Source organism: Collinsella aerofaciens (assembly GCF_039836695.1).
Classification (GTDB): domain Bacteria; phylum Actinomycetota; class Coriobacteriia; order Coriobacteriales; family Coriobacteriaceae; genus Collinsella; species Collinsella aerofaciens_BD.
Genome location: NZ_JBDPAC010000015.1, coordinates 41365 through 57061 on the forward strand (window position 1 = coordinate 41365; position 15697 = coordinate 57061).

Below are 15697 nucleotides of genomic sequence, written 5' to 3' on the forward strand. Positions count from 1 at the left end.
CCGCCAAGGCTTTTGCTTCCAATTAACAACTGCATAGTCCTGTTTGAGCGCGTATACCGTGCCGGGGCCTTGCTGTCAAAATTCCCTGCGCGGGACCTGCGCAAGAAAGGATTCGCTATGTCCGTCCGCATTATTACCGATTCCGCAAGCGATATGTCGCCGGCCGAGCACCCAGCACTGGCCGTTTTGCCGCTGTCCGTCACCTTTGGCACCGATGTGTACATGGATGGCATCGACATCGATCACCAGCGCTTTTACGAGATGCTCGTGGAGCGCGATGAGCTGCCCAAGACCGGCCAGGTCAACCCGTACGCGTTTTCGCAGGCGATTGCCAAGGTTCGTGAAGCCGGCGATGAGGCTGTGATTATTACCGTGGGCGCTAAGCTATCAGGCACCAATCAGAGTGCCCGTACCGCACTTGCCGAGGCGCCGGGCGGCGACGTGTTCGTGGTAGACAGCAACAACGTCACCCTGGGCGAGCGTGTCCTGGTCGAGTATGCCCTGCGCCTGGTGGATGAGGGCCGTAGTGCGGCCCAGATCGCGGCGGCCGTCGAGGCCGTCCGTGACCGCGTGGTCGTCATCGGCCTGCTCGAGACGCTGGAGTACCTGGTGCGCGGCGGTCGTCTGTCTGCTGCGGCCGGCGCCGTGGGCACGCTGCTCAACGTAAAGCCTGTGGTGGCTGTCGAGGACGGTCTGATCGTGCAGCTGGGCAAGGCGCGCGGTTCCAAGAACGGCCGCAACCTGCTGAACCAAAAGGTCGAAAAGGCGGGCGGCATCGACTTTTCCATGCCGCTGGCGCTCGGCTATACGGGTCTTTCGGATGCGGTGCTCAAGAAGTATATCGAGGACAGTGCCGCGTTGTGGGCCGGCCATGCCGAGGGTGAGCTGCCCATCCACACTATCGGCGCCACCATCGGCACCCACGTGGGCCCCGGCGCTGTAGCCGTAGCCTTCTTCCGCCCCGCCAACTAGCTTTCCGGTCAAAACCACCACAAAGGGGACAGGTACCTTTGTGGTGGTTTATGCTGGGTTCGGTTGAAAGGAGCACGCGATGGCGTCTGAGGGCTTTTTTGAACGGGTGTACGAGGTGGTCGAGCAGATCCCCGAGGGGATGGTCGCCACGTATGGTCAGGTGGCGCTGCTTGCCGGTCGACCACGAAGTGCGCGGTATGTGGGGTATGCCCTGCATAGCAATCCGCGCCCCGGCGAGATTCCCTGTCACCGCGTGGTGTTTGCCGACGGGCGCATATGCGAGGGTTTTGCTTTTGGCGGTCCCGATGCTCAACGTGAGCTTTTGCTAGGGGAGGGTGTGGCGTTTAAGGACGACATGCACGTCGACCTGGCCGTCTGTCGTTGGCCTGCCGGACTCTAACAGCTCTGCCGTGGCCAGAACTACCACAAAGGTGCCTGTCCCCTTTGTGGTGGTTTTCTGTTGCAGGTTTACCGGGGCTAACTTATGGAGAAGCTATGGCGGCGAATATTGATGCTGCAAAGTAAACCACGGTGAACTATATTGTATTCAGCAACGGAGCAGGCAATAGGCGATGAAAAAGCCTGCCCTGTTGAGTTTGATTCGCATTCCTCCCCTCTGTGCGATTCAACGGTGTACTTCGGGAACGGGCCCGCCGGCAACTGACTGCCGGCGGGCCCGTTCCTGTTTATCGGGGGAGTGCAATGGGCGGAGCCGAAGCAGTCCGGCTCCGAAAAAGGCGGACGCCGTAGCGCCCGCCCTAAAGCAATCGAAAGCTCAAGCCAGCAAATCGGTCTAGTACACCATGCCCATGGCGTCCTGAACCTCTGCCAGGGTCTGATCGGCGATCTCGTTGGCGCGACGGTTGCCCTCGTGAAGGACGTCCTTCACATAGTCCAGATCGTTCTCGTAGCGCTGGCGACGCTCGCGGATCGGTGCGAAGTACTCGTTGACGGCCTCGGTCACGTACTTCTTGAGCTGGCCGGAGCCGCCCATGCCAACCTCCTCGGCAATCTCGACCTCGGAACGGCCGGTGCAGATGGCGGCCGTCGAAAGCAGGCCGGACACGCCGGGGCGGTTCTCGGGATCGAACGTGATCATGCGCTCGGAGTCGGTCTGGCTCTTCTTGATGCGCTTGGCCGTCTCCTCGGCGGTCATCGAGATGTTGATGGCGTTGCCGTAGCTCTTGCTCATCTTGCGACCGTCCAGGCCGGGCAGCAGCGGGGTCTCGGACAGCAGCGCGTCGACCTCGGGGAACACCTTGCCGTAGCGGTTGTTAAAGCGGCGGGCGATGGTGCGGGTGAGCTCGATGTGCGGCAGCTGGTCGCGGCCGACGGGCACCACATTGCCCTTGCAGAACAGGATGTCGCAGGCCTGGTGCACCGGGTAGGTGAGCAGAAGGCCGGTGAGCTCGTGCCCCGAGGCCTCCATCTCGGCCTTGACCGTGGGGTTGCGCGCCAGCTCGGCCTCGGACACCAGCGACAGGAACGGCAGCATGAGCTGGTTGGCGGCGGGCACGGCGGAGTGCGCGTAGATCATGGTCTTGTCGGGGTCGATGCCGCAGGCAAGGTAGTCCATGACCATGTTGTACACGTTGTCCTGGATGTGCTCGGTGGTGTCGCGGTCGGTGATGACCTGGTAGTCGGCGATGAGTACGTTGGTCCTGGCGCCCATGTTCTGCAGCTCCACGCGGCCCTTGAGGGTGCCAAAGTAGTGACCCAGGTGCAGACGGCCGGTGGGGCGGTCGCCGGTAAGCATGGTGAACTTCTCGGGCGTCTTGGCCAGGCCCTCGCGAATGGCGTTGCTCTTTTGCAGCGCGACTTCGTAGCTGTTCTCGTTTGGCATGATTGCTCCTAACGTTCGTTCGCAGGTTTTGATGATAGCGTGTTTATTGAGAGGGGTGGGCGTGAGTGGGTGAGGGACTGCCAGGGGCCGGCTTTCAAGTCCGCCGCGGCGTTCGCGCGAACGGCTGCCAACGCCTTGGTACATCCTCGGCAGCTTGCCCTAGAGCTTGTGGTGGCGCTCTTCTTTGCGCTCCTCGGCTGCCTGCTCCTCCTGCTTAAAAGCGGGGTCGTCGGGGGTGACCAGCTCGTCCTCGTGCGTGCGCTTGTTGTAATGGTGGCGCAGCACGGGTTCAAACAGGTGCAGGTGCTTGGCGAAGGCAGCCGAGCCAATGGCGAGCACGGTAAAGATGAGCACACGCATGGGCACCTCGACCTGGTTAATCGCGGCGGCGCCGGCCGAAAGCATGATGCACCAGGCATAGATGAGCAGCACGGCCTGTTTTTGGTTGTAGCCTTCTTGGATCAGGCGGTGGTGGATGTGGCCCTTGTCGGCCTGCCCGATGCTAATGTGGGCGCGCTTGCGGCGCACAATGGCGCTAAACGTGTCGATGATGGGCACGCCGGCAACGATGAGCGGGATGATAAGCGAGGTGAGTGCGGCGGTGCGGCTCACGTTGAGCAGCGAGATGGAGCCCAGCGCAAAGCCCAGAAGCAGCGACCCCGAGTCGCCCAAGAAGATGCTTGCGGGGTTGAAGTTGTAGCGCAAAAAGGCCAGACAGGCGCCAAAGAGCGCAATGGAGAGCGCGGCGGCGTCGATGCGGCCCGAGAGAACGGCCATCGAAAACATGGTGAACGACGCGATGCCGCAGATGCCCGTGGCCAAGCCGTCGAGGCCGTCGATGAGGTTAATGATGTTGGTGAATGCCACCAGATAGATCACGGTAATGGGGTAGGCGAGCCATCCGAGCATGATCTCGCCGGGAGCAAACGGGTTGACGATGACGCCGATCCGCAGGCCGCCCATGCAGGCGATAAGCGCGGCGAGGACCTGTCCGGCCAGCTTTTGCTTGGGCGTGAGCTGGAAGACGTCGTCGATAGCGCCGGTCGCAAAGATAACGGTAAAAGAAAGCGCAAGTATGGGGTAGCTGATGTGCAGACGGGGGTGGGGCACCAAAACGGGCGGCCAACCCAGGTACCAGGTGCCTAGGATTTGCACAGTGCAGGCGACGACCAGGCCCAAAAACACCGCCGTTCCGCCCAAACGCGGGATGGGCTTGGTGTTGATGCGGCGCTTAGAAGGATAGTCGACGGCATCGAGCTTAATTGCCAAGCGCTTGACCAGGGGCACCGCGAGGAAGGTCGTGATAAAGGCCGCCGCTGCCACGCATAGGTACGGTATGTAGCTCGGGGATGAAGCCATGAATCTAAAAACCGCCAAGCGTCGAAGGAAAAGGTCAGAAGAACGCCATGCGCAAAGGGCATAGCCGAACCATAATACTCGACCAAGGGGGGTGCATGGAATTGCACGCAGCGATAATCACGCGCTTACCAGATATTGGGATGTTGTCGATGGCTTGTCGGGATGCCGGCGTGGATCCATATGGACTGTAATGGCAATTTTCGGCAAAAGAAAACCACCCCCCACGTTACGAAAATGAACCCACCTAAAACAGGTGGGTGCCCTCATCGACTGTTCCAGCGTCCTTAACAACGAAGGATACCTGTACTAGGTACGACTGTGTGGGCTCCCTAAATAAACGCGACGGTTCACCCAGTTGCTCCGCGGGGGGCGGAATACCTACATCATAAAGCGGCACTTTATCGATTCCAGTCTTGACATTACAAAAATCGTGTCGGACGATTACGGCGCCTTGGGCTCGAGCCGTCTGTGGGGTTGATCCCTTTACGTTTGAGCTGCTGAATCGTTGTTTTGGAGCATGGTTTTATGCCGACGTCGTTGACCGAACTTTTTTCGCCCGCCTGCCATTTGTGTCCGCGCCGTTGCGGTGCGGCGCGCGATGAGGGCGCGCACGGCGTCTGCGGTGCTAACGACACGCTCAAGGTGGCCCGCGCCGCGCTTCATATGTGGGAGGAGCCGCCTATCTCGGGCGAGGCCGGTTCGGGCACGATCTTCTTTAGCGGCTGCTCGCTCAAATGTATCTACTGCCAGAACCACGAGATCTCGACCGGCAATTTTGGCCTTGAGATTTCGCCTGAGCGCCTGGTCGAGATTATGCTGGAACTGCAGGACCAGGGTGCCAACAACATCAATTTGGTGACGGCGACGCACTATGCGCACCTGTTGCCTGCCGCGATTGCCGCGGCACGGGCGCGCGGACTGGTTATCCCAATCGTCTACAACACGAGTGGTTACGAGCGCGCGAGTGCCGTGGCGGCGCTGGGCGACCTGGTCGATGTGTGGCTCACCGACTTTAAATATGCCGATGCCGGGCTTGCGCAGTCGCTCTCCCATATAAAGGATTACCCGCGTGTGGCCGTGTCGGGTCTGGCCCAGATGGCGCGCGAGATCGAGCGCCGCGGGGGAGAGTTGGTGGACGAGGACGGGCTTATGAAGCGTGGCATGATCGTGCGTCACCTGGTGCTTCCGGGGCATGCAGACGATTCGTGTCGCGTGCTGGACCTGGTGTGGCAGACGGTGGGCGACGTGCCGATCTCGGTTATGAACCAGTACACGCCCAATGCGCTCATGCGCGAGCAGGGCGGCGACCTGGCACGCGCCGTGACGCGTGAGGAGTACGAGCAGGTGCTCGACCATGCCGACGACCTGGGTTTTACGACGATGTTCTGGCAAGAGGGCGGCGCGGTAGACGAGAGCTTCACCCCGGCCTTCGACACCACCGGTGTTCTTACCAGCGCAAAGTAGTGCGTTCGTCGATGATTTTTCTGGGACGGGGATAAAAAATCATCGAGAGGATCGCCTGTTCGAAAAGTTGCCAAAATAGCCGCGCCCCAAAAAGACTGGTTATTGGGCGTTGACAGTTGGCGAGCCGTAGGTAAAATATCGACTTGTCCTGGGGACGTAGCTCAGTTGGGAGAGCGCTGCCGTCGCATGGCAGAGGCCGAGGGTTCGACTCCCTTCGTCTCCACCCTTGGATTTGATAAGCCGCTGACATTGTGTCGGCGGCTTTTTTTAAAAGAAAGGGCTATACCATGGCCGAGCTTGAGTCCCAACCATTGTCCGACGAGGAGCGCGCTGAGTTGGAAGAGCTCCGCGCTGAGAAGGCCCGCCGCGAGGCTCGGGAAGAGGCCCGTCGCGAGCGCGAGGAGCTGGCTGCCCTGCGTGCCGAGCGCGCGAAGGCCGAGGAGGTCGCCTCGAACGCCGCATCCGAGCGCAAGCCCGCGCCCGCACCCAAGCCCGCTGCAGCGAAGCCTGCACCTGCCGCGCCCAAACCTCAGCCTAAAAAGGCCGCTCGTCCCAAGTCCGTCGAGCCCAAGCCGAGCCGTGACGAGATGACCTTTGCCCAGCGCATGGTTACCTCCAAGGAACCTACGGGCGAGAACGAGATCCCTGGCATGGCGCCGGCTCAAAAAATCATCATTGTCCTTGCCCTCATCGCGTTTGTCATCTTTATGGGCTACACGATCCTGACCAGCATGGGACTGCTCTAACCGATTTGCATCGGGTGTCATGTCCTCATCCTCTGCTCTCGTCTAACCCTCAAATTCTGTACCACACATCCGAAAGGTCGCCCCATGGCTTTGACCGACATCTCGCATCCCACCGACATTGCAATGCTCACCGATCTGTACGAGCTCACTATGGCCCAGGGCCTGTGGGAGAGCGGCAAGGCCAATGAGCAGGGTTGTTTTACCGCGTTTTACCGCGACCATCCCTTTGGCAGCGCCTATGCCGTCATGTGCGGCACCGCCGAGCTGCCCGAGCTGGTCGAGAATCTGCGCTTTACGCCCGAGGATATCGACTACCTCGCCTCGCTTGAGGCCCCGGCCGGCGGCGCGATGTTTAAGTCCGCATTCCTCGACTATCTGCGCGATTTTCGTGCGCATGTAAACATCGACGCCGTGCCCGAGGGCGAGCTCGTCTTTCCGCGCGAGCCCATGGTGCGCGTCACCGGCCCCGCGCTGGAGTGCCAGCTGCTCGAGACGGCGCTGCTCAACATCGTCGGCTTCCAGACGCTTGTCGCCACCAAGACGGCGCGCGTGGTGCTGGCGGCGGACGGCCGTCCCGTGGCCGAGTTTGGCCTGCGCCGTGCCCAGGGCCCCGATGGCGGCCTGGCCGTCGCGCGCGCGAGCTACGTTGCCGGCTGTTCCTCTACGTCCAATGTGCTCGCCGGGCGCCGCTACGGTATTCCCGTCTTTGGCACGCATGCGCACAGCTGGGTGATGAGCTTCGATTCCGAGCTCGAGGCCTTCCGTGCCTTTGCCAAGTCGAGCCCCAAGAATTGTACGCTGCTCATCGACACCTACGATGTGCGCGAGGGCTGCGAGCATGCCATTACGGTTGCCAAGGAGATGGAGGCGGCGGGCGAGCGCCTGTCGGCTATTCGCATTGACTCCGGCGACCTCGCCAAGCTCTCCAAGTATGTTCGCGGCCGTTTTGATGCCGAGGGCCTGCCCTATGTGGGGATCTCGGTTTCTAACGATCTGGATGAGTACACGATTCAGTCGCTGCTCGACCAGGGCGCGCCCATCGATAGCTTTGGCGTGGGCACCAAGCTCGCGACCTGCTACGACCAGCCGGCGCTGGGCGGCGTGTACAAGCTTTCCGCCCGCCGTGCGAGCGAGGCCGACCCGTGGACGCCGGTGGTCAAGCTCTCCGAGCAGCCCTACAAGCGCACAATCCCGGGCGTGCAGCGCGTGCGCCGTTATTACGACGGCTTTGGCGGCCCGGTCTGCGACATGATCTACGACGAGGACCATCTGGTGGGGGAGGGCGCCGCGCGCGGCAATACCCTCGTGGCCGTGAATGATGCCGCCCTGGTGACCGACGTGTCGGAGCTTGAGTATCGCGAGCTGCTGGTGCCGATCGTGCGCGATGGCAGCGCAGTGGCTCCGCGTGAGAGCATCCAGGACGCGCGCGAGCGCTGTGTTTGGGCGCTCGATCATCTGGACGCAGCTTTCAAGCGCTTCCTGTACCCGCAGACCTATGTGGTGGGCATGGAGCAGGGCCTGGCTCAGGTGCGCGACGAGCTCGTGCGCAAGAACATGGCCGCGGCCTCGGCTTTCCCCTGGGCAAAATGATTCCTTGGGCGGTAGGGGCGAGTCACGCTCCCTTGGCCGCCAGCTCGGCCGTTCGCTGAACATTCGATTGGTTTGACGTATGACGACTTCTTATAAAACGATGGTGGTAAAGATCGGTTCGTCCACGGTGGTGGGCGCCGATGGCAAGGTCAACCGCGCCTTTATCGGCGGACTTGCCGATCAGGCCGCAGCGCTGCGCAAGCTCGGCTGGCGTCTGGTCGTGGTGAGCTCGGGCGCTATTGCCTGTGGCTATCCCGTGTTGGGCTTCGACCGCAAGCCGGTCGGCGACCTTCCGAGCCTGCAGGCCTGCGCCTCGGCTGGTCAGTGCATCATCTCGTCGGCCTACGACGAGGAGTTCCATGCGCGCGACCTGCTCACCTCGCTCGTGCTGCTCACGCGTCACGACACGGCGCGTCGCACGTCCTACCTGCACGCGCGCGACGCCCTGCTGCGTCTGGTGGAGCTGGGCGTGGTACCGGTCGTCAACGAGAACGACACCGTTACCGTCGACGAGATCAAGTTTGGCGACAACGACACGCTGGCGGCGCTCGTGAGCTGCCTGGTTTCCGCCGACCTGTGCGTGACGCTCTCGGACATCGATGGTCTCTATACTGCCAATCCGCATGAGGACCCCACGGCCGAGTTTGTTCCTGTCGTGCATAAGATCGATGCCAAGATTATTGCCTCGGCGGGCGATTCTTCCACATCGGTGGGCACGGGCGGCATGATTACCAAGATCCGCGCGAGCCGCATCCTGATGACGGCGGGCATTCAGAGCGTGATTTGCTCGGGCGAGGAGCCCGATGCCCTCGTGCGTCTCGCCCGCGGCGAGAGCGTGGGAACCCTGTTCGATCCGCCGGCGGAGCGCCTGGACATCGCACCCCGCAAACTGTGGATCGCGCTGGGCGACAAGGCCCACGGCTCGGTGACGGTTGATGACGGTGCTGCGAAGGCGCTGGTCAGCCGTGGCTCTTCCCTGCTTGCGGTGGGTATTCGCGAGGTCGATGGCCAGTTTGCCGAGGGCGATGTGCTCGATGTGTGCGATCCGAGCGGTATGGTCGTCGCCCGCGGTATCGCCGAGGCCGATTCGGACGTGCTGGAGCTTGCAGCCGGCCGCCGCCAGGACCAGATCGCCAGCAACCGCCTGCTCGCTAACCTGGCCGAGAAGCCGGCGATACACAGGGATAACTTGATCGTATTTGCATAAAGAAAGACAGCGCTGCGGATCGTTTCCCGCAGCGCTGTCTTTCTCGTGCCGGCACTTGGGGACGTTCCTTATGTGCCGGCACTTTGGGACACTCCTTAGCTAGAAGATCCGGCGCAGGTCTCCGCGGTTGAGGGCTTCGTCGAAGAGGTGCTTGAACACCACGCTGCCGTGCAGGCCATCGTGTTCAAACTCGTTCGTCACCCAGGCATGCGAGTTGCCCACGCGACTGAGCGTGTCGAGCTGCAGACCCGAATCCACGTACATGTCATCGAAGTACACGGCGGCCTGGAGTGGCACTTCGTTGCAGGCCAGGCGCTGCGAGTCGTAGATCTTGTCCCAGCTGGTGTCTTCCATCAGCAGGTCCATGGCGGGCTTGAAGGGCTTGAGCTCGGGCATCTGCTCAAACATCCACGGGAACATGGCCTCGCCGGTAAACATGAGCGGGCGCGCGAGCGTGTCGAACTCGGCGCGGTGTGCCTTTTCCTCTGCCGCGGCCCAGCGAATGGGCATGGTGTCGCCGTCGGCGTAGATGAACTCCTGCAGCGTCCAGTACAGCGGATTCGTGCGTGTGTTGGTGCGCTCGAATGCGCGCATCAAAAAGCCGTCGGATACCGAGGAGCCGCAGCTCAGCGTGCCATCGCCATCAACAAACGCGTGGTCGATAATCCAGTGCATGCGCTCAAAGCTCGGCTTCATACCAAAGTCGCTGCCCATGAGCTGTAGGCGCTCGACCGTCATCGGCGAGCCGTCGGGCAGCACGGGCTTCTGGGCCTCGAGCGCATCGGCAAGGGCTGCCACGCGGTCGACGTCAGCGGGGTAGCGGTCGTAATACTGCTGCGTCTTGGCGGCCATGCGCGGGAAGGTGTGCGCGTAGACCTCGCTTGCGCTCGCCGGCACGTGGGGGATGCCGCCGCAGGTAAAGCTTGCCGCTATGCCCTCGGGGAAGAGCGACAGATAGCTCAACGTCAAAAAGCCGCCGTAGCTCTGCCCGAGTGTGACCCAGGGCTTGCCGCCAAAGCCCATCAGGCGCAGGTACTCAAAATCGCGCACGATGGAGCTGGCGAGGTGGCGCTTGAGGAAATCCGCCTGCGAGCGTGCGGCATCGGAGCCGGCCGCCGTCGCGCGCTCACCCAGTGCTTTGATCGTGCGTCCGTCCACGCAGCTACTGCGTCCGGTGCCGCGCTGGTCGGGAAGGACCACGCGGAAGTGCTTGACGGCCTCCTCGATCCAGCCGTCGCTTGTGGGCGACAGCGGACGTGGGCTCTCGCCGCCGGGGCCGCCCTGCAAAAACAGGAGCAGCGGCAGATCGTCGTTGATGCGGTCGGGCGCGCAAACCACGCGGTAGAAGAGCTTGATGCTCTCGGGCGCGCCGGCGATGGGTGCCGGCATAGCGCCGCGGCGCATGGTACTGCCGACGGCCAGGAGCATCGGCTCCAGGCCGCGCCAGTCAAGGGGGACGTCGATGCTGTGGTCCTCGACGTAAAGGCCGGGGACGTGGTACGAAGTGATGAGGGCCATGTGAGTCTTCCGTTCGTTGCGGTGTTTCGGGTTGACCAATTCTACCGCCGCGGGCGAGGCCATGCGCAAATCGGCTACCATGGTTGCAAACTTCTAGGAGAAAGGGCCGCCCATGTCGGTCGATATAGCCACGTATGTCCACGATCTTGCCGTTGCCGCCAAGGCAGCGTCGGCCTCGCTTGCCACGGCGAGCGATGAGCAGCGCCAGGAGGCCGTGCGCGCCATGGCCGCAGCACTGCGCAACGGTGTCGACTCCATCGTCGCCGCCAACGAGCTCGATATGTCCGCCGCGCGCGATGCGGGCACTTCGGCCGGTCTGCTCGACCGTCTGCTGCTGACGCCTGAGCGCGTCGAGGGCATGGCCGCCGGTTTGGAGAAGCTCGCCGAGCTGCCCGATCCCGTCGGCCGCGTGCTCGACCACCGCGTGCTTGCGAGCGGTGTGGACCTGACCCGCGTGAGCGTGCCGTTGGGCCTGGTCGCCATGGTCTACGAGGCGCGCCCCAACGTGACGGCCGACGCCGCAGGCATCTGCATCCGTACCGGCAACGCCTGCATTCTACGCGGCGGCTCGCTGGCCTATCACTCGTGTGCCATGATCGCCGAGCTGCTGGCCGATGCGCTCGAGGCCAAGGGCTTCCCGCGCGAGGCCGTGTCGATGATCGAGTCCACCGACCGCGAGGCCACCGGCGAGCTCATGAAGCTCCGCGGTATTGTCGACGTACTCATTCCGCGCGGAGGTGCAGGCCTGATCCAGCGCTGCGTGCGCGAGTCGCTTGTGCCGGTGATCGAGACGGGCACGGGCAACTGCCACATCTACGTGCATGAATCCGCCGACTTTGATAAGGCGCTCAACATTATCGTTAATGCCAAGACCCAGCGCGTAGGCGTGTGCAATGCCGCCGAGTCGCTGCTGGTCGACCGTGCTGTGGCCGATGCGTTTTTGCCCGCGGTCGTGACCGTGCTGCATGACCACGGCGTGCTCATTCACGGCGACGAGGCAACCTGCGCCGCATGCGCCGATGCCGGGCTTGTGGAGGGCGATGACTACGTCGCCGCGACTGAGGAGGACTGGGGTCGCGAGTACCTGGCGCTCGAGATGAGCGTGAAGGTCGTGGCAAACGAGGACGAGGCCATCGCACACATCAACCGCTACGGCACGATGCACTCCGAGGCCATCGTTGCCGAGGATACGGATGCTTGCGAGCGCTTCCTCGATGCTGTCGATGCCTCGGCCGTGTACTCCAACGCCAGCACTCGCTTCACTGACGGCGGCGAGTTTGGCCTGGGTGCCGAGATCGGCATCTCGACCCAAAAACTCCACGCCCGTGGCCCCTTTGCCGCCGAGGCCCTCACCACCTACAAATACAAGCTCCGCGGCACCGGCCAGGTCCGTCCCTAACGCCCGCGCAAACAAAAACCACCACAAAGGTGCCTGTCCCCTTTGTGGTGGTTTTAGGTGGCGTTGACGGTTAGGCCTGGAAGGTATCTCGGTCGGGGGCGAAGGACTGCATGGCCGCGATGGTGCGGTCAAAGAGCTCGGGGAGCTCCCAGCCCAACATCTCGGCGCCCTGCGAAATCACGTCGCGCGAGCAGCCGGCGGCAAAGCGTTTGTCCTTGAACTTCTTCTTGAGCGACTTGGTCGTAAAGTCCATAACGCTCTTGCTCGGGCGCATGATGACTGCAGCGCCGATCAGGCCGGTGAGCTCATCGCAGGCAAACAGGATCTTTTCCATCTGCAGCTCGGGTTTGGGCAGCGAGGTGTTGAAGTCCGACGTGTGCGTCTGGATGGCGTGAATGAGCTCGGGAGACGCACCTTCGCCCTCAAGAATCTCGGCAGCATAGATGGTGTGGTTCATGGGGTCGTCCTCATGCTCCTCCCAATCCAGGTCGTGCAGCAGACCGACGATGCCCCAAAACTCCTCGTTCTCTGGGTCGAACTCGCGCGCAAAGTAGCGCATGGTGCCCTCGACCGTCTCGCCGTGGGTGATGTGGAACGGATCTTTGTTGTGCTCGTTGAGCAGTTCGAACGCACGGTCGCGGGTGATTCCGGCGGTAAGCGGCTCTGCCATAAGAGACTCCTTGTGCTCGTGGGTATCGATAAGAATGAATACTACTAGAACAAGAAAACCACCACAAAGGTGCCTGTCCCCTTTGTGGTGGTTTTTGGCGCGGATGGGTTAGTTGAGGGCGGCTTGGGCTAGGCGAGCTTCGGCGTCCTCCTCGGTGACGCCCAAGGCCACGGCGAACTCCTCGATGGAGCGGCGCTTGGCCTCCTTGAGTACGCGCATGTAGTAGGAGCTGGGTTTTTTATCAGCTTCCTCGGCCTGGCGAATGCGGTGCATCATGGTCTTTGCCACGCGAACCGTCTCAGGCGCGCCCAGCTTGAGCTGCTGCTTAAAGTGTGTCTCCTCAAGCGAGCTGTTGCGCTCGGTAAAGGTGTCGCACTCCAGCTCGTCATAGTGGCTCAGCAGGTGCTCGGCATCTTGCTGCGAGATGGCGGCGTGCAGACGGTCGGCCTGCGCCACGGGGTACATGAGGATCGTCTGCGCATGTCCCTGCTTGGTCTCGAGCAGCAGCATGGGCTGCGGTGTGTCGTCCCTAAAACCGACGACGGTGCAGACTCCCTGGCCCGGATGAATGACGTGTTGACCGATTGAGAACATGCTACCTCCAACTTATACGAATTTACGTATGTCTAGAATAACACGCTGACGTGCGCAAACCCTTACTTTATGCAGGAAAAGCACACAACTCTGATAGGTAAGAGTATTCGATAACAGACGCAGCTCATTCACACCTTTATGCATTTTCAACGCCTGCATAATCTGCAGGCAGACCGGCATCTTTGAGTGACTCCATACAAGCTGTAGTCATTTTTGTGCATATGCAATATCTATTAGCTTTACCCTGCGACAGTGCCCGTCGCTTGTGATAGAGTGCTACAAACTCTGGCTTTTGCCCTACGAGTGACCAAGAGCTCGGGGGCTTTAACACAAGGAGGATCTATGCCCGAGAAGATTGAAGAGCTGGTACGCGCTGCGCTTGCTGCGGCCCAGGAGGCCGGCGACCTTTCCGCATTTGAACTTGACGATTGCGCTATCGAGCGACCGGCTGACACTTCTCATGGCGAGTGGACCTCTACCATGGCCCTGAAGTCCGCCAAGCTGGGCCACTGCGCCCCGCGCAAGATCGCCGAGGCCATCGTTGCCCATATGCCCGAGGACCCCGCGATCGAGAAGGTCGAGATCGCAGGCCCCGGCTTCATCAACTTCTACCTCTCCGTTGCCGTCAAGAATGCCATCTTTGGCGAGGCTCGCGAGAAGGGTATGGACTTCGCTAAGTCCAACGTCGGTGGTGGCCTGAAGACCCAGGTCGAGTTCGTTTCCGCCAACCCCGTCGGCCCCATGCACATCGGCCACGGCCGCTGGGCCGCGCTGGGCGACTCGCTCTGCCGCGTTATGGATCACGCCGGTTACGACATCCAGCGTGAGTTCTACATCAACGACCACGGCTCTCAGATGAATACCTTCGGCAACTCCATCAGCACGCGCTATATGCAGCTTGCCGACATCATCGCCAAGCAGGGCGTGGATATCGACGAGGCTCACAAGCTGCTGATCGCCGACCGCGACGCCTTTGTTGCCGACGAGAACGACGAGCATCCCGAGACCCATCCGTATCAGGACAACTTTGCCGAGACCCTGGGCAAGGACTCCTACGGCGGCGACTACATCATCGACGAGGCCGCCGAGTTCTGGCGCACCGACGGCGATAAGTGGGTCAACGCCGATCCGCAGGAGCGCATGGAGAGCTTCCGCGAGCGCGGCTATGTAAAGATGGTCGACAACATGCGCGACCTTTGCCATGCCGTTAACTGCGACTTCGATCGTTGGTTCTCCGAGCGCTCGCTGTATGTGAAGGACACCGAGGGCGAGACCTCCGGCACCTCCGCCGTCGACCGCGCTTTTGAGAAGCTCGACAAGATGGGCTATCTCTACACCAAGGACGGCGCCCTGTGGTTCCGCTCCACCGACCTGGGCGATGACAAGGACCGCGTTCTGATCAAGTCCGATGGCGAGTACACCTACTTCGCCTCCGACGTTGCCTATCACTGGGATAAGTTCCAGCGCGTCGACCACGTCATCGACATCTGGGGCGCCGACCACCACGGCTACATCGAGCGCGTCCGCTGCGTCTGCGATGCCTTGGGTTACCCCGGCAAGTTTGAGGTTCTGCTGGGCCAGCTCGTCAACCTGCTGCGCAACGGCAAGCCCGTCCGTATGTCCAAGCGTAAGGGCACCATGGTGACCCTGCAGGAGCTCGTCGACGAGGTCGGCTCCGACGCTGCCCGTTACACCCTCATCTCCAAGAGCTCCAACCAGATGGTCGACTTCGATATTGAGGCCGTCAAGAAGCGCGACAACTCCAACCCGGTGTACTACGTGCAGTACGCTCACGCCCGCGTGTGCTCCATCCTGCGCCGTGCCGCTGACGTTACGCCCGAGCAGGCTGACGAGATGGGCATGAAGGCCGTCGCCGCCAAGGCCATCGGTGAGAACGTCGATTACTCGCTGCTGACCGACCCGACCGAGCTCGCCCTTTCGCGCAAGCTCAACGAGCTCACCGACCTCATCGCCAGCTGCGCTCGCGACCGCGCCCCGTTCCGTCTGACGCACTTTGCTGAGGAACTCGCCGGCGACTTCCACAGCTTCTACGCTGTCTGTCAGGTGCTGCCGAGCGAGGGCCGTCCCGTCGACCCCGAGCTTTCGCGTGCCCGTCTGGCCGCTTGCGATGCCGTTCGTGTGACGCTCGCCCTGGTGCTCACCCTCGTTGGCGTTTCCGCGCCCGAGCAGATGTAAGCTACGGGTCATTTGACCGTACAGACTTGGTTTAACTAAGCCTTGAAAGCCCGATCTCCCACTGAACTGCCTCCCATTTCTTGGACATGAGAAATGGGAGGCTTTCTTTATGCGCGTTGATTTGAGAGTGAAGCATGAT

The 15697-nt window shown here is 61.8% G+C and carries 13 protein-coding genes and 1 tRNA gene; 9 read left to right on the forward strand and 5 right to left on the reverse strand.

Annotated elements, in window-relative coordinates:
• Positions 1-117 precede the first annotated feature (117 nt).
• Entirely contained in the window at positions 118-972 is an 855-nt protein-coding gene (locus ABG996_RS07720) for a DegV family protein (protein ID WP_347479694.1), read from the forward strand.
• 79 nt (positions 973-1051) lie between these two features.
• Positions 1052-1372, forward strand: coding sequence for an MGMT family protein (locus tag ABG996_RS07725; protein ID WP_217107928.1), 321 nt, complete (start codon positions 1052-1054; stop codon positions 1370-1372).
• A gap of 393 nt (positions 1373-1765) precedes the next feature.
• On the opposite strand, the gene trpS is transcribed toward ABG996_RS07725, so the two are convergent.
• Together trpS and ABG996_RS07735 are read right to left on the reverse strand one after the other, a co-directional pair.
• Positions 1766-2815: a tryptophan--tRNA ligase gene (trpS, locus tag ABG996_RS07730; protein WP_347479695.1), complete on the reverse strand. Its 1050-nt coding sequence runs from the start codon at positions 2813-2815 to the stop codon at positions 1766-1768.
• Between the two features lie 159 nt (positions 2816-2974).
• On the reverse strand, positions 2975-4174 hold the full coding sequence (locus tag ABG996_RS07735) for an MraY family glycosyltransferase (RefSeq protein ID WP_271748482.1): 1200 nt from the start codon (positions 4172-4174) through the stop codon (positions 2975-2977).
• A gap of 525 nt (positions 4175-4699) precedes the next feature.
• On the opposite strand from ABG996_RS07735, the gene ABG996_RS07740 reads away from it, so the two are divergent.
• The 5 genes from ABG996_RS07740 (at position 4700) to proB (ending at position 9181) form a co-directional block, all read left to right on the forward strand.
• On the forward strand, positions 4700-5638 hold the full coding sequence (locus ABG996_RS07740; RefSeq protein WP_006235472.1) for a radical SAM protein: 939 nt from the start codon (positions 4700-4702) through the stop codon (positions 5636-5638).
• Between the two features lie 150 nt (positions 5639-5788).
• Positions 5789-5861, forward strand: a tRNA-Ala gene (locus ABG996_RS07745).
• Positions 5862-5925: 64 nt separating this feature from the next.
• Positions 5926-6384: a hypothetical protein gene (locus ABG996_RS07750; protein WP_195645291.1), complete on the forward strand. Its 459-nt coding sequence runs from the start codon at positions 5926-5928 to the stop codon at positions 6382-6384.
• Between the two features lie 84 nt (positions 6385-6468).
• Positions 6469-7974, forward strand: coding sequence for a nicotinate phosphoribosyltransferase (locus ABG996_RS07755; protein ID WP_148332245.1), 1506 nt, complete (start codon positions 6469-6471; stop codon positions 7972-7974).
• A 79-nt stretch (positions 7975-8053) separates the two neighbouring features.
• Positions 8054-9181: a glutamate 5-kinase gene (gene proB, locus ABG996_RS07760; protein WP_035137237.1), complete on the forward strand. Its 1128-nt coding sequence runs from the start codon at positions 8054-8056 to the stop codon at positions 9179-9181.
• A gap of 99 nt (positions 9182-9280) precedes the next feature.
• On the opposite strand, the gene ABG996_RS07765 is transcribed toward proB, so the two are convergent.
• Positions 9281-10699 (reverse strand): alpha/beta fold hydrolase, encoded by a 1419-nt coding sequence (locus ABG996_RS07765; protein ID WP_347479696.1) that lies wholly within the window; start codon positions 10697-10699, stop codon positions 9281-9283.
• A gap of 112 nt (positions 10700-10811) precedes the next feature.
• Between ABG996_RS07765 and ABG996_RS07770 the strand changes: the two genes are divergently transcribed.
• On the forward strand, positions 10812-12098 hold the full coding sequence (locus ABG996_RS07770) for a glutamate-5-semialdehyde dehydrogenase (protein WP_196025425.1): 1287 nt from the start codon (positions 10812-10814) through the stop codon (positions 12096-12098).
• A gap of 70 nt (positions 12099-12168) precedes the next feature.
• Here ABG996_RS07770 and ABG996_RS07775 read toward each other — a convergent pair whose 3' ends face one another.
• The gene (locus ABG996_RS07775; RefSeq protein WP_055286533.1) at positions 12169-12768 is read right to left on the reverse strand and encodes an HD domain-containing protein; all 600 of its coding nucleotides are present in this window, start codon (positions 12766-12768) and stop codon (positions 12169-12171) included.
• Between the two features lie 108 nt (positions 12769-12876).
• Positions 12877-13362 carry a CarD family transcriptional regulator gene (locus tag ABG996_RS07780; RefSeq protein WP_022094807.1) on the reverse strand — a complete coding sequence of 162 codons (486 nt, stop codon included), beginning with the start codon at positions 13360-13362 and terminating at the stop codon, positions 12877-12879.
• Positions 13363-13704: 342 nt separating this feature from the next.
• On the opposite strand from ABG996_RS07780, the gene argS reads away from it, so the two are divergent.
• On the forward strand, positions 13705-15558 hold the full coding sequence (argS, locus tag ABG996_RS07785) for an arginine--tRNA ligase (RefSeq protein ID WP_347479697.1): 1854 nt from the start codon (positions 13705-13707) through the stop codon (positions 15556-15558).
• Positions 15559-15697 lie beyond the last annotated feature (139 nt).

Coding starts and splice junctions, on each gene's coding strand:
- ABG996_RS07720 (WP_347479694.1), top strand. CDS start 118: ATGTCCGTCCGCATTATTACCGATTCCGCAAGCGATATGTCGCCGGCC.
- ABG996_RS07725 (WP_217107928.1), top strand. CDS start 1,052: ATGGCGTCTGAGGGCTTTTTTGAACGGGTGTACGAGGTGGTCGAGCAG.
- trpS (WP_347479695.1), bottom strand. CDS start 2,815: ATGCCAAACGAGAACAGCTACGAAGTCGCGCTGCAAAAGAGCAACGCC.
- ABG996_RS07735 (WP_271748482.1), bottom strand. CDS start 4,174: ATGGCTTCATCCCCGAGCTACATACCGTACCTATGCGTGGCAGCGGCG.
- ABG996_RS07740 (WP_006235472.1), top strand. CDS start 4,700: ATGCCGACGTCGTTGACCGAACTTTTTTCGCCCGCCTGCCATTTGTGT.
- ABG996_RS07750 (WP_195645291.1), top strand. CDS start 5,926: ATGGCCGAGCTTGAGTCCCAACCATTGTCCGACGAGGAGCGCGCTGAG.
- ABG996_RS07755 (WP_148332245.1), top strand. CDS start 6,469: ATGGCTTTGACCGACATCTCGCATCCCACCGACATTGCAATGCTCACC.
- proB (WP_035137237.1), top strand. CDS start 8,054: ATGACGACTTCTTATAAAACGATGGTGGTAAAGATCGGTTCGTCCACG.
- ABG996_RS07765 (WP_347479696.1), bottom strand. CDS start 10,699: ATGGCCCTCATCACTTCGTACCACGTCCCCGGCCTTTACGTCGAGGAC.
- ABG996_RS07770 (WP_196025425.1), top strand. CDS start 10,812: ATGTCGGTCGATATAGCCACGTATGTCCACGATCTTGCCGTTGCCGCC.
- ABG996_RS07775 (WP_055286533.1), bottom strand. CDS start 12,768: ATGGCAGAGCCGCTTACCGCCGGAATCACCCGCGACCGTGCGTTCGAA.
- ABG996_RS07780 (WP_022094807.1), bottom strand. CDS start 13,362: ATGTTCTCAATCGGTCAACACGTCATTCATCCGGGCCAGGGAGTCTGC.
- argS (WP_347479697.1), top strand. CDS start 13,705: ATGCCCGAGAAGATTGAAGAGCTGGTACGCGCTGCGCTTGCTGCGGCC.